General features: G+C 40.8%; 12 protein-coding genes and 1 tRNA gene. 8 read left to right on the forward strand and 5 right to left on the reverse strand.

Features of this window, described 5'->3' with window-relative positions; all coding sequences use genetic code 11:
* Window positions 1-56 precede the first annotated feature (56 nt).
* Window positions 57-1,559, reverse strand: a complete 1,503-nt coding sequence (locus PIECOFPK_RS07950; protein ID WP_409965538.1) for an NAD(P)H-hydrate dehydratase — start codon at window positions 1,557-1,559, stop codon at window positions 57-59.
* A 146-nt stretch (window positions 1,560-1,705) separates the two neighbouring features.
* On the opposite strand from PIECOFPK_RS07950, the gene PIECOFPK_RS07955 reads away from it, so the two are divergent.
* Window positions 1,706-2,710, forward strand: a complete 1,005-nt coding sequence (locus tag PIECOFPK_RS07955) for a nucleoside hydrolase (RefSeq protein WP_409965539.1) — start codon at window positions 1,706-1,708, stop codon at window positions 2,708-2,710.
* Between the two features lie 8 nt (window positions 2,711-2,718).
* Here the strand turns inward: PIECOFPK_RS07955 and PIECOFPK_RS07960 are convergent, their stop codons facing one another.
* The gene (locus PIECOFPK_RS07960; protein WP_330974220.1) at window positions 2,719-4,152 is read right to left on the reverse strand and encodes a serine hydrolase domain-containing protein; all 1,434 of its coding nucleotides are present in this window, start codon (window positions 4,150-4,152) and stop codon (window positions 2,719-2,721) included.
* A gap of 88 nt (window positions 4,153-4,240) precedes the next feature.
* Window positions 4,241-4,756, reverse strand: a complete 516-nt coding sequence (locus PIECOFPK_RS07965; RefSeq protein ID WP_330974219.1) for a hypothetical protein — start codon at window positions 4,754-4,756, stop codon at window positions 4,241-4,243.
* A gap of 88 nt (window positions 4,757-4,844) precedes the next feature.
* Here PIECOFPK_RS07965 and PIECOFPK_RS07970 point away from each other — a divergent pair.
* The 7 genes from PIECOFPK_RS07970 (at window position 4,845) to PIECOFPK_RS08000 (ending at window position 12,133) form a co-directional block, all read left to right on the forward strand.
* Window positions 4,845-4,918: transfer RNA gene (locus PIECOFPK_RS07970), tRNA-Asp, on the forward strand.
* A 372-nt stretch (window positions 4,919-5,290) separates the two neighbouring features.
* Window positions 5,291-5,848: a hypothetical protein gene (locus PIECOFPK_RS07975; protein WP_409965540.1), complete on the forward strand. Its 558-nt coding sequence runs from the start codon at window positions 5,291-5,293 to the stop codon at window positions 5,846-5,848.
* A 71-nt stretch (window positions 5,849-5,919) separates the two neighbouring features.
* Window positions 5,920-6,720, forward strand: coding sequence for a WxL protein host-binding domain-containing protein (locus PIECOFPK_RS07980; protein WP_409965541.1), 801 nt, complete (start codon window positions 5,920-5,922; stop codon window positions 6,718-6,720).
* Window positions 6,713-9,445: a hypothetical protein gene (locus PIECOFPK_RS07985; RefSeq protein ID WP_409965542.1), complete on the forward strand. Its 2,733-nt coding sequence runs from the start codon at window positions 6,713-6,715 to the stop codon at window positions 9,443-9,445. Before PIECOFPK_RS07980 ends, PIECOFPK_RS07985 begins: the two co-directional genes overlap by 8 nt.
* A gap of 12 nt (window positions 9,446-9,457) precedes the next feature.
* Entirely contained in the window at window positions 9,458-9,988 is a 531-nt protein-coding gene (locus tag PIECOFPK_RS07990) for a hypothetical protein (RefSeq protein WP_409965543.1), read from the forward strand.
* 8 nt (window positions 9,989-9,996) lie between these two features.
* A complete protein-coding gene (locus PIECOFPK_RS07995; protein WP_330974214.1) occupies window positions 9,997-10,509 on the forward strand; it encodes a hypothetical protein in 513 nt (170 codons plus the stop codon).
* 133 nt (window positions 10,510-10,642) lie between these two features.
* The gene (locus tag PIECOFPK_RS08000; protein WP_409965544.1) at window positions 10,643-12,133 is read left to right on the forward strand and encodes an aldehyde dehydrogenase (NADP(+)); all 1,491 of its coding nucleotides are present in this window, start codon (window positions 10,643-10,645) and stop codon (window positions 12,131-12,133) included.
* Here PIECOFPK_RS08000 and panB read toward each other — a convergent pair.
* Both panB and PIECOFPK_RS08010 read right to left on the reverse strand, forming a co-directional pair.
* Window positions 12,130-12,945 carry a 3-methyl-2-oxobutanoate hydroxymethyltransferase gene (panB, locus tag PIECOFPK_RS08005; RefSeq protein ID WP_330974212.1) on the reverse strand — a complete coding sequence of 272 codons (816 nt, stop codon included), beginning with the start codon at window positions 12,943-12,945 and terminating at the stop codon, window positions 12,130-12,132. The two genes, PIECOFPK_RS08000 and panB, sit on opposite strands and share 4 nt — an antisense overlap.
* Window positions 12,946-13,011: 66 nt before the next feature.
* The gene (locus PIECOFPK_RS08010) at window positions 13,012-13,899 is read right to left on the reverse strand and encodes an exopolyphosphatase (RefSeq protein ID WP_409965545.1); all 888 of its coding nucleotides are present in this window, start codon (window positions 13,897-13,899) and stop codon (window positions 13,012-13,014) included.
* Window positions 13,900-14,137 lie beyond the last annotated feature (238 nt).

The raw sequence follows: 14,137 nt of genomic DNA on the forward strand, positions 1-14,137 counted from the left end.
GTAGTTGAATATATTTTAAAGCGGCCTTCTGTTTTGAAGGTCGCTTTTTTATGTAATTATACTGTTTCCAGTTGCTTAATAACGGATAGATTATCTATAATATCTCCGGCTATCATGGGGCCCATTCCATAATGTAGAGCGGCTTGATCTCCGGCCATGCCATGTATATACACTCCTAATATTGCTGCCTCGGATGAGGAATAACCTTGCGCTAATAAGCCAGTGATGATTCCGGTAAGCACATCCCCACTACCACCTGTAGCCATACCAGCATTACCGCTCGTATTGAAATATCCCTTACCTGAAGGTGTAGCGATAAAAGTGCGATGCCCCTTTAATACAATTACGAGGTTTTTTGTACGAGCTTGCTGCAGTGCCGTTTCAATCCTTGCAAAGTCATCTTTATTTTCTTCAAACAATCGAGCGAACTCTTTAGGATGGGGAGTGAGAATGCTGTGAGGAGGTAATAGGGGCCACCATTCACTATGTTCCGATAAAATATTTAATGCATCGGCATCTAGCACTAATGGTTTAGGGTATGCCACCAGCAGATGATGCAGAAAAGCTGTTGTAGCGCTGTCTGTACCTATGCCGGGACCTACTCCCACTGCGGAATAAGACGTTACATCATAATCAAGTTTTGTAATGACTTTTTCATTGCGATCCACACGACACATAGCTTCCGGCGCAGCGGTTTGTAGAATAGTTACTCCACAACTTGGAACATGCGCGGAAACAAGACCCACTCCGCTCCGCAGACAGGCGCGGGTGCTTAATACAGCCGCGCCCATTTTGCCATAGCTGCCTGCAATTATTAATGCATGTCCGAAGCTTCCTTTATGCGAAAAAGCATTTCTAGGTTTGTAAAGTTGTTTTATAAAATTAAAATCAACGAGTTCGTAATTCGTGTCTACTGTATGTAAAAAATCGGTATGTAGCTTGATATCCAGAATATGTACATTACCAAAGTATACCGCATTTTCCGGAAGTAATAATGCGGGTTTGTAGCATTGGAAGCTAAGTGTATGTGCTGCTTTTATTACTGGAAAATCTTTTGAACTGCGATCGCATAATAAGCCGCTAGGAATATCGATAGCAATAACATGCTTTGCTGTATGATTGATAAAGTGAATCAGCTCGGCCGCCAACCCCTCGGGTTTTCTGTTTAATCCTGTACCAAATAAAGCATCAATAATTACAGCATCGTTGGGAATGGAGGGGAAGTCGGAAGTACTTTTTAGAGTAATGATTTCAACGGTGCTTATTTGTTTTAATCTTTCAAGATTAATATTAAAACAATCAGTGCCTGCACTCAGGGATAGTACGAATACTTTTACTTGCTTGTTGTGAGACTTAAGTAAGCGCGCTATAACGAGTCCATCGCCACCATTGTTGCCGGTAGTGCAAAAAATATAGAATATGTCTTGCGAGATATGCTCCAAAATCCAGTGAGTGCAGGCCTCGGCTGCTCTTTCCATCAGATCAATAGGTGAGATAGGTTCATGTTGCATCGTGTATTGATCCCATTCCCGAATTTGTGCGGCAGACAATATTTTCATCGATATAAATAATTACAACTCTAAAGTTAAATACATAATAGCAACTTGTATAGTCTGATGTTACAGAATTATACGGTTGTGTGTAATTTTAGACAGAATCTTTTACAGTACTTACCTTTTATTAACGATTGCTCAAATACTTAAAAATGAAAAGAATTTTATTATGTCTCTCATGGCTACTCCTGCTTATGAGTTTCACTAACTGTATAGATGCGCAGCGCACTAAAGCTGTTCCTGCAATCATTTTTGATACTGATATGGGACCGGATTATGACGATTTAGGTGCTATTGCCGTACTCTATGCATTAGAAGCTCGAAAAGAGTGTAAGGTGCTAGCCACCTTATCTAGCAACGGGCGCCCAGCCATAGCGCCAACCATTGAGTTGTTAAATAGATATTTTAACAGGGGAGAGGTTCCTGTAGGGATAGCTGGCCCCACAGCACCGGCATTTACGCACAAAAGCGGGTGGAATGAAGCGCTGATTCAACGCTTTGCTCCTGAGCTACGGAGTAAGCAATATCCGTATGCAGTAGAAATTTATCGCCGTATTTTATCACAGCAACCGGATCGATCGGTAACCATTGTTACGGTAGGTTTTTTGTCAAACATCAACGATTTATTGCATTCAGAGCCTGACACTTATTCTAAGCTTTCGGGGGTAGATTTGGTGAAGAAGAAGGTAAAGCAATGGGTAGCTATGGCGGCGGATTTCCCGCAAGGAAGAGAATTTAATGTTTACAAGGACACTACTGCTGCTTACCAGGCTTTGGCGCTATGGCCTCAAGACGTGCCTATTGTTTTCAGTGGATTTGATATAGGTTCCCGTATTCGTACAGGAAAACGTCTGGCTGAGCAATTCCCTCAAACCCCTATAGGCATGGGATATGCTATCAATTTTAGTGCGGTGCCAGAAAAGGGTAACGGTCGGCAATCTTGGGATCAAACAGCCGTGTTATGTGCCGTACGCACACCCGAAAAGTATTTTTATGTAATAGGACCTGGTAAGATTGAAGTTAGTAAGGATGGTAGTAATATTTGGAACCCCAATGCAAATGCCAATCACTTTTTCTTAGTCCATAAATATCCTTATGCTCAAATAGAAAACTTGCTTGAGGAGCTAATGATGTATCAGCCTTCTGCAAAGCTCTAATGCACCTACTATTTTTTTGATTTTTGTGGCACCGTTCGAGATTGTTGTTTGGAGTTGCTACTTTTTTTATTTGTTGAGGAGCTCTTTTTATTTACTGTAGCGGTTTTCTTGATATTATTGTTTTGTAAGTTTTGAGTGGTTGATTTTCGGGATGCTACAGTTTTTTTTGAGGTGCTGGTGGCGGCCACTTTATTTTTAGTGGCATTGCTAGCTGCGGTTTTCTTCACATTGCTATTAGGAACTCTCTTCACCACGGTCGGGGGAGGAGTGGAGTCGGGGTCCTCACTACCTTCATCTTGCATATAATCGCCGAATACATTATAGGCCATCTTGGCTACATTATAAATATTCTGATTGTATTTGTTTCCAAGAATAACAATTACTGCTTTCTCGTCCAAAAGTCGGGCAAACGCAGGAGTAAAACCATGCCATTTGCCATTGTGGTAAATGACGTTTTTACCGTTAGGCAGATTGAGCATACGCCAACCCAAGCCGTAATTGTGGATGGAAGGTCTTTCATGACTCTGCGGCTGATAGGCTGAATCCAATAGAGCTTGACTAATGAATCGATCGTCGTACAAAGCTGCATCCCATTTCAGCATATCTCGGGGGGTGCTATAAATATTCTTATCGCCGTAGGTATTATCGAAGATGTCTAATTCCCACAAAGCTCCGGAAGGCCGGTAAGAGAAGATGGCTCTGCCGCTATCTGCGGGAGTATACACGAATGTGTGGTGCATACCCAGTGGCTCAAAAATTGTTTGTTTTAGATATTGTGGGTAGGGAATATTGGTTACTTTCTCCAATATTAGTGCTAGCAATACATAGTTGGTATTACAATAGTTAAAACGTGTATTGGGCTTGTAACTTATTGCTGGCTTATGTTGTATCATGAAGTCTAAAACATCTTGATTGCTCACCATTTTGTCCGCAGGCCATTTCGTTTTATCATCCATGAAATAAAGATAGTTGGGAAGCCCGCTGCGATGACATAGCAGGTCCTTGACGGTAATGTTGGGATATGGGAACTCCGGAAAGTATTTGGTGAGATCATCCTCCAATTTAATTCTGCCTTCCTGTACCAATCTCAGGATCGCCATACCGGTAAAAGGTTTACTGGTAGATGCTAAATGAAAAGCTGTGGTGTCGGTGATAGCTTCTTCTTTGGTACGAGGGTTGGTATATCCTACATAATTTTCGTAAAGAATAGTTCCTCCTTTGGCAACAATAACAGCTCCATTGAAATAATCGTTAAGCAATTTACGGTCGAAGAGGTCTTCCAATGCCGTACGGTATCGGGTAATGTCCTCAGCACTCAATTTCTCAGGAGCTATGACTACCAATGATGAGGAGTCGGTGGAACTAGCGGATGGTTTAGACCCCTGCGATTTACAACCAATCAAAAATAAAGCCGATACGATGTATAAACTAAATCTTCTCAAGACCTGTTTTTTGTCCGCAAAAGTAGGGCTATCACTTGTCAAAATCGGCCTCAGTTCTATATTTTATTTGATTTTAACATAATGATGATTACCATTTACCACTGAGAATTTTTTTGGCACGTGATTTAAATGCAGGTGTGGCATAGGGGAGCCGGCTTTCAATAATGGTACATAGTTCCTGTCTGATTTCGGGATATAGTTTAGAGAGTTTTGCTAAAATACCTAAAGCAAAGGCTTGCGATGCAATAGTTTCTTCGGGGTCTTCAATATATCTAAAGCATGCATCCATGATGATACCATGATACTTTTCGGGAATTTGAGGAATTTGATCAAATGCTCGTAAAATATTTCTCCTAACAGCGGAGGGTTTATCACTAGCTTGTAATTGAGCAATTAGTGTATCATAATGTTTATTGATGAGTTGGGGATGCTGGGCGATGCAGTAGCTTAATGGCCATGCGGCCCGCTGTACTATTTTGTTATCATCGCTTAAAAACCAGTGCAGCAACTCGTCAAAGCGTTGTTGGTTACTGCCGACCCACTTTACAATTTGTGTAGCCTGTTCTTTGCTATACGCATTTTGTAGAATGACTGATAGTTTCATACTAGGCTCAAGATAAAAAAAATAGATTTTTTTTGATAGAAGTTTGGTAGTTAAAAAAACTCTCCTATATTTGCACTCCCAATTTCAAGGATCGGTAGTTCAGTTGGTTAGAATGCCGCCCTGTCACGGCGGAGGTCGCGGGTTCGAGTCCCGTCCGGTCCGCAAAAGGACCACAAAAAGTGGTCCTTTTTTTATAGAAAAGATGATTTTTAAATTCATGCCCTCCATTCTGTTTCCTCCTTCAAACATGATGTACGGTTTCAATCAGTTGTTTTAGGTCTAAATGGTTTCTTACCCTACATTGATGGTGTAGTTTGAGTGATATCTCGTTGAGGTGGAAGGAGAAAACATTGAATTTATGTTAGAAAGAGATATCCCTCCATTTTTATTGTATAAGATTAATTGTACTTTTCTAAATACTTTTTATAATTTTGTATCAGATACTAGGCTTTTGAATTGTTTATGAGAATAGATACCCTGTTTTTGAATAAAAAATCACAGCCCTCATTTTTACATTACAATAAACATCTAAATATGTCTAAATCCAAGCTACTCGTTTTACTCTGCGCCCTCGCTCCAGCATTTGCAATGGCCCAGGATACGCAAACAGACAACCACACTATTGGTATTACCATTCCTTCAGTGGCATTAGTTGATATTGAGCCCAGTGCTAGTAAAAACATTACGATGAATTTTACAGCTCCTACTGAGGCCGGTTTGCCTATAGAGGCGCCTACTCCCAATAATACGTTATGGTTGAACTATTCTTCAATTAAAGATGCTTCTAATCCTACTCGCACTATCAGTGTAAAATTAAATGCTTTGGTGACCGGTGTGGATATCAAGGTTACAGCTGCGGCTGCAGCAGGATCAGGAGATGGTACATTAGGAACACCTTCTGCATCTTTGGTGCTTACAGCAACCGATCAGCCTATTATTACAGGTATTGGTAGTGCTTATACTGGCAATGGTGCCAACAACGGGCATAACTTGACTTACGAACTAGAGGTGGGTAGTGCTACTGCTAGCTATGCAGATTTGGAAGCGAGTACTACTTCGGCTACTGTTGTTTATACCATTTCCGACAACTAAGTCTAGGAAAACATATAAGTCAATTTTACTAAACTTATAAGGCCTTTGGGCCTTTTATAATTTTTTTAGTTATGGTAAGCCGCTTTGTGCTTTTTATAGCATGTCTTTTATTGGGTGTGTGGGCACATGCCGGAATTGTAATCCATAACGGGCTCACTCATATTTTTAAAGTAAAGAGTGGAGAGGTTTATAAAGGTGTGATAAGCCTAGAAAATACTGCAAAGGCGCCTCAAAATGTAAAGGTGTACATGCAGGATGTTCGTTACAAATGGTCAGGTGAAATTTATTATACGAATCCCCAATCGCATGACCATTCCAATGCAGCGTGGATTCGGCTGGGCGGAACGCAGCTGACATTACAAGCTGGAGAGAAAGCAGATCTCCCGTATGAAATATGGGTGCCTCAAAACCTCAGAGAGGCCAGCAGCTATTGGTCGGTAATTATCATAGAGCCTGAAAATCCTATAGAACCCGATAAAATCGGGAAAGGGATAACCATTCACTCCGTGGTGCGGTATGCTATTCAAATCATTACCAATTATAATACTGATGAACTTAAGCCTAACTTGAAATTTGAGCATATAAAGGTAGAGAAAGAACAAAACAACAGAATTCTAAAAGTAGCTGTTTCAAATTTTGGTAGTGTGTTTTGTAAGTCTATAGTGAGTGCGGATCTCTATGATCGCAGAAACGGTCAGAAAATAGGTACTTATCAAAGCGTACCTATGAGCTTGTTACCCGGTAATTCCAAATCTTTCTTTATTGATATTAGCTCGGTGCCTAGAGGTCAGTACACTTCGGTGATTATGGCTGTTGATGAAGATGAAAATGCTTTTGCGCTAAACGCCGAATTGGATATAAAGGATGATTAACCTCTGGTATATTTCTTTTTTTATACTGCTTCCTGTATCTGTTTTTTCTCAAAATCTTTTTACAGAAAAAGATGAGAAGAAAGAACTGCTACTCCCAGGGAAGATAGCACTTATATCCTTTAATATAGAAAATACCAGTGAGCAAAATAAGATCTATGATATTGCAGCCCGTACTGCTGATCCTACGATCGAAGCCGTAATTCGGAAAGATAGTATAGAGGTGCTGGCGCGCGAATCTAAAGTGTACATATTGCCCGTCAAGGTTTCCTCAAAAACTGCTGCAGGTAAATATCAAGTCACCTTAATTCTTACAGATAGAACTACTAATTCAGTTATTGAAAAGCACTCTCAAATTGTCGTTAGCTCAATAAAAAATATCAGCCTACACAATATTGAAGCCCCTCAGTATTTAAGAGCCGGGCAGGTGCTTAGAGCAAGTTTTCAGATAAAGAATCAAGGGAATGTTGCGGAGTACTTACGGTTTGAAACTAATGCTGACTTAATCGAGGGCATAGATACCGTTCATCTCCAACCCGGAGAAGTACGGATTATTGAGGTTGTGAAAAATACCGATATCAATCTACCCAACAATGGTATATATTATCTCAGATTGACTGCTCATTCTTTAACCGATAGCTTGAGCAAATGGCATACAGGCACTCATACAACTCTTATTTCTGTGAAACCAGCGAGTAACGATATCTATCATCGTCTACCTGTTTATATTTCCGGTGCTTATATTGGGATGCAGGATAAAGGCGTGTACTCCGGAGGTTTTCAAGGAGAGATTCGTGGTAGCGGAAGCCTGAATAATAAAAACAGCGATTTGCTAAGCTTCAGAGCTGTATCGCCCAATCCTGTAAAGTTCAACATCTTTACACAATACGAAGAATATTTTATTAACTATAAGAACGATAGGTGGTATGTGCATTTGGGCGATAAAGTGTATGCTTCTTCGATGCTTACGGAGTTTTCCCGGTATGGTAGAGGTGCAGCATTGCAGTACCGATTTAAAAATGTATCGTTGGGAGGTTTTTACAATCATCCCAGATTTTTTGCTGATATCCGAGATGAGTTTAACGTATACTCTACTGTTCATATAAATAAGGAAGATGATATTACTGCAGGTTATTTGTATAAGATACCGCAAGATGATAGTACAAAAATGGGCTATAATGCAGCCAGAGTTTCCGAAAGAGCCCACTTGCCCTATGTGAAAGCCAATATTCAGTCTTTGAAATATTTTAAGATACTGGCAGAAGCTTCGTACAGCCATACAGGCATGCATAATGGCAGCGGGTACATGGTACAGCTGCAAAGCCATTATCTAAAGTCGCTGAGTGGTAATCTTAGCTATATTAAAACCAGTCCGTTTTATGCGGGGTATTTTAGTAATGCCAGTATGTTTAACGGATATTTGCGATACCTGCTCTCCAAAAGAATTACGTTGAGCGCAAGCTATGTTCAAGATGCTAAAAATATTCAAAGAGATACGTTTACTTTATCCGTACCATACAGAGAATATCAGCAGTATGGCGCAAGCTACAAATATGCAAAGCATGGAGCTTTATCTTTATTGTCGGGTATACAAAGATATCAGGACCGACTAGAGCCTAAGCTATTTGATTATCGAGAAGCGTTTGCTAGGGTTACTATCGAGCAGAAAATGGCTTTCCTGAACTTTAATGTAGAAGGGCAGTTGGGAAGGACTACAAATTATTTACTGGGATATAAAGGTACTTCTCAATATTATACTACTAATCTCTCTTTTCAAAAGCTAAAAACATCGTTTAATCTGTTTGCTAGTTACATGCAAACAGCACGTTATCAACTAAAGGAATATAAGACGCTTTACTATGGTATAAGAACATTCAGTCGTTTCTCTGATAATACACAGCTAGGTATATTTTACCAGAATAACTATCAGCCTGAGGAGTACTATGCAGATCGTAACTTAATGGAGGTGTCGCTGCATCAAAGGTTATCATCCAAACATTATCTTGATTTATCTGGGAGGTATGTATTACAACGCGGGGAAACAGGGAAAAAAGATTTTATTGTTTCCCTTAAATACACTTATCGTCTTAATATTCCGGTACAAAAAACAGCAAGCTATACCAGTCTTTACGGTAATGTCAGGAATCTGGGGGTGGCTAAAACCGAAGGCCTACGCTTAATGCTTGGGAATCATATAGCGCTAACGGATAGATTCGGTAATTATATATTTAAAAATGTAGTGCCAGGCGATTATGTATTAGAAATAGATCGTACTTCTATTAACATTAATGATATACCAGATGTTCAGCTGCCTGTTCCTTTACAACTTAGTGGCAAGGAAAATGTATTTAATTTTGGTATGACCGTTGCCAGTAGTATTAAAGGAATGGTGAAGGTTGAAGAACGGAACGCCAGTCCCATTGCTTTCAATAATAATAAGGACAAGAATTATGGCGTTATTATTGAAGCGTCCAATGGTAAAGAAGTTTACAGAAAGATCTGTTTATTTAATAAGCCTTTTGATTTTACGTATTTGCGTCCTGGCACTTGGGATATAAAAGTATATCCTAACGGATGGGAAAAAGAATATAAAATTATTACCGGAGCGCAAAGCATAGTACTAAAGGCGGGAGATATGCAGTATCTGGATATTATTGTGGTGCGTCAAAGAGGTGAAATAAAGTATCAACAAGAGAGTATAAAAATAACTTATCAAGGAAGTAAATAAAGTATGCTGCGAGTGGGCTTCATATTGGTTTTAGTGTTTTCATTTTTTGGGGGGAGCCTCTATGCGCAGACATCGGGTAGTAGAAATGTTAGTGTAACATTGCCCGCTATAGCATTATTGGATATTGAACCTGCAGGCCCCATCACGCTGAGTTTTACTAAGCCTACAGAAGCTGGTTTGCCCTTATCCAATCCTACTCCTAATACCAGCAAATGGATCAATTATACGTCGGCATATGGGACTAGTGGCAGCTCTAGGATAATTACAGCGTCTATAAATCAGACAATACCGGGAATAAATATACGGTTACAGGCTGCTGCTGCATCTGGTGCCGGTGGGGGTACTAGGGGAACTCCTGCAGGGTTGATCACACTTACCACCACACCAACAGTTATTATTAGCGGTATTGGCCGTTCGTACACAGGCAATGGAGTAGGGAACGGGCATCAGCTTACCATTTCTGTTGTGCCTAATAATTATAGTAATCTGTCGGCACAAACTAATACGCAGGTTACTGTAACCTATACCATTAGTTCAAATTAGTGTTTACCATGCGAAGTCAAACCAATCTATATATCATCCGAGTATGCTGTTGTTTATTAATAGTTCTTACCTGCCGACAACTATTTGCTCAAACTTTAGTGGTAAATGGAACGCATTGGAATGTGCCGGTGCCCAATATAACAGAGGCAGGTAATGATTATGCGGGTACTTATGAAAGTGTAAGTAACCAAATCACACACAATACGTCAGTACCATTACTCTTAGGAAGTGCGAAAGTATCCGTGCATTACGAGCCCGACCCTACTTGGAATAGTAATTTAAACTTGTCTATCAGAAGGACAAGTAATGGTTCCACGCTTTGCTTGCTTTGCTCAATTTCAGGAGGTACAGCCTACCAGCCTGTGGGAGTTACGGATATAGAACTATACCGAATTCAGGCTGTGTTAGCTTTAGCTTCCTATAGCGATATTGGAATCCAATTAAGCCTTTCGGGTGTGTCTATTCTTATACCCTCCGGCACATATAATGCTAGGCTGGTGTTTACCGTGGGAGGACTTTAATAGTGTCGAATTTGCTATCCTTTAAATTTGACCGAAAAATTATTATTCTTAATATAGTTACCTTTTCATCGTGCTTCATAAATGAAGGATTTTGTTATATCATCATAACTTCCACTCGTGAAAAGTATAAAACATGAAAGACGATACTCCAATGCCCGAAATCGAGAAATGTATGGAAAGTGCCTGGCGTGCTTTTCATGTATACAAAAAATATTCCCTTCGTGAGCGTGCGCATTTTATGCGTACCATAGCTGCGGAGTTAGAAAAACGATCGGAGTTGCTAATTGCAACCGCAGCAGCGGAGACGCATCTGCCTATAGAGCGGCTACAATCTGAATTAAAAAGAACTACTTTCCAACTTACTTCTTATGCAGATGCATGTGAAAGAGGCGACTGGCTAGAAGCGCGCGTTGATACGGCTGATTCTAATCGGATGCCAGCCAAACCCGATTTAAGAAAGATGCAGGTGCCGCTCGGCCCGGTAGTAGTTTTTGGCGCCTCCAATTTCCCCTTTGCCTACTCTACTGCGGGAGGAGATACGGCTTGTGCATTAGCCGCGGGATGTCCGGTAGTGGTAAAGGGGCATCCGGCTCATATCAAGACGAGTGAACTGGCCGCAGAAGCTATTCTAGCTGCAGCAAAAGCATGCCATATGCCCGATGGTATATTTGCACATATACGTGGTGCATCGTTTGAGGTAGGGAAAGCGTTAGTCATGCATCCTCATACAAAGGCAGTAGGATTTACCGGTTCGTTTCAGGGAGGAAAGCAGTTGTTCGACTGGGCACATCAGCGTAAAGAACCTATTCCTGTATTTGCCGAAATGGGAAGTATCAATCCGGTATTCTTATTGCCCGAAAAAATGAAAGAATCGGCAGCCGAAGTAGCCAAACAATATGGGGCATCCATCACTCTAAATGTCGGACAGTTTTGTACGAATCCCGGATTGCTTATTGGCATCGATAATGAAGATTTAAACATATTTATAGAGGTGCTGAGTAAGGAAATCTCTGGCGTTTTGCCGGAGCCTATGCTACATCAAGGCATTTGTGAGAATTTTTACAATAAGAGAAGTAACGCCTTGTCGCAATCTCATGTAGAACTTCTGGCTGTGTCACAAACCTCTCCCAAAGAAAATGAAGGTTATCCTACTTTGGCTGCAACTTCTGCTGAAGCCTTCATCAATAATCCTATACTGCATGAAGAAGTGTTTGGCCCCTATTCGCTGATTGTGAAATGTCGGAATATTGCGGAGATGATGGCTGTAGCCCGCTGTCTGGAAGGGCAGCTCACTTCAACATTAATTGCTACGGACAACGATGTTATCAATAACGAAGAACTGGTAAGCCAAATACAGAATCTGTGCGGGCGTTTTATTTTAAACGGTGTACCTACAGGGGTAGAAGTATGCTTAGCGATGCAGCACGGAGGACCTTTCCCGGCTACTACCGATTCTCGTTTTACATCCGTAGGAGCAGACGGTATTAAAAGGTTTACCAGACCGGTTGCATTTCAAAACTGGCCCAATCATTTGTTGCCCGATGCCCTCAAAGATGAAAATCCGTTGGGGATCTGGCGTACCGTAAATAATACCTTTACACGCGATAAAATTATTTCGGATTAGTATTGCTCCTTCTCGTTGGGGAAGTCGCCGCTCTTAACATCGTGGATATAGGATTTTACTGCCTCCGTAGTGAGTTCAAACAAGTTCAGGTACTGTCTTAGGAACTTGGGTTTGAACTCTGTATTAATACCCAGCATATCGTGCATTACCAGCACCTGTCCGTCGCAGTATTTTCCCGCACCGATGCCAATCACCGGTATATGTAGGCTTTCTGCTACTTCTTTAGCCAATAATGCGGGGATTTTTTCTAGCACGAGAGCAAAGCAACCTGCTTCTTGCAATAATTTAGCATCAGCTTTGAGTTTATCTGCCTCGGCTTTTTCTTGTGCTCTCACGCTGTAGGTACCGAATTTATAAATGGACTGTGGAGTAAGTCCGAGATGTCCCATGACCGGAATACCGGCGCTGACGATTTTTTTGACAGATTCGATAACTTCTGCTCCTCCTTCCATTTTAATGGCATGTGCTCCGGTTTCTTTCATGATTCTGATGGCGGAAGCCAGTGCGATTTCTGAATTAGATTGATACGTGCCGAAGGGGAGGTCTACAACAACCAAACATCTTTTAATACCTCGAATCACTGATGCGGCATGATAAATCATTTGATCCAGTGTGATGGGCAATGTAGTTTCGTGCCCGGCCATCACATTCGATGCCGAATCGCCTACCAGAATAACATCAATACCAGCTTGGTCCATAATACGTGCGAAGGAAAAGTCATAAGCGGTAAGCATGCTTATTTTTTCCCCCGCTGCTTTCATCTTCACCAGTGTATTGGTGGTAACTCGTTTTACTTCTTTATTTACAGACACTTTTTTCTACTTAATTTATAATGAGGAAATCAAACTATAATTGGAGGACTAAGTTAGGGTTTCGCATTATAAATTATGCAAAATATCTTCATAAAGGGTGCGTACGAGTCCGTCTACCAAGCCTATTTTAGGAATTAGAATTTCGGTAGCGCCTGCCCATTTTAAAATATTGGTATAGATAAGAAGCGCAGGTACAATCACATCGGCTCGATCTTCTCGCATTTTATATAATCGCATTCTTTCTTGTACGGTAAGATGGCTCAGTTCTTTATAATAATCTCGTAGTAGGGAGTGGGGGAGAGGTCTACCTTCTTTCTTCTTTGAGAGGGAAAATACTTTGTTAATATTACCTCCCGACCCAATGGCGACAATTTTCTTTTCATGTCTTGTGTGCGTGCGGATGTAGTCTTTTATCTCTTCCCATTGGGCTTCTTTTACCTGTTGTTTCAGAATTCGGATGGTGCCGATATTAAATGAGTGCTTATAAAGAAGTTCCCCATTTTGGAAAAAGGTAATTTCGGTACTGCCACCACCCACATCAATATACATATGCAAATTTTCCTTGTTTAAACCTTCGGCAATGTGGGTTTCGTAGATAAGGGTAGCTTCAAGGTCGCCGGAAATGATTTCGATTTCGATGCCGGTTTCGTCTTTAATTTTTTGGATAATCTCTTTAGAATTCTGGGCATCTCGCATGGCTGAGGTAGCACAAGCCTTTACATATTTTATGCCGTAAGCATTCAACAAAAGTTTGTAAGCCTTAATGGTTTCGAGGAGTTGTTGGGCCTTCAGCGGGGATATGGCTCCGGTTTCAAATACATCAAAACCTAAGCGTAGCGGAACCCTCACCAGGTTGGACTTGATAAACTCCGGCGGTTGGTTTTTGTAGTGCAGTACATCGGCAATGAGGAGCCGGGCTGCATTACTTCCGATATCTATTGCTGCTAATTTCATCTATTTTTTAAAAAGTCTACCGCAATTACTTAAGAAGTATACCGAGCAGGGCAATGAAACAGAGTGTCTCTTCAACTTAAGGGCGGAAGATATATAAACTTAAGAATTTTCTATTTATTATTAAAAATATTCATATCGAAGGGGGTGAAATATTATCCAACAGTCAATGTTTTTTATCACAAAAAGGGATTGTGAATAATCGGGTCGGAGGGCTCTTCTCATGCAGTTTTAGAAATGT

The organism is Chitinophagaceae bacterium C216 (assembly GCA_028485475.2).
GTDB lineage: Bacteria > Bacteroidota > Bacteroidia > Chitinophagales > Chitinophagaceae > Niabella > Niabella composti.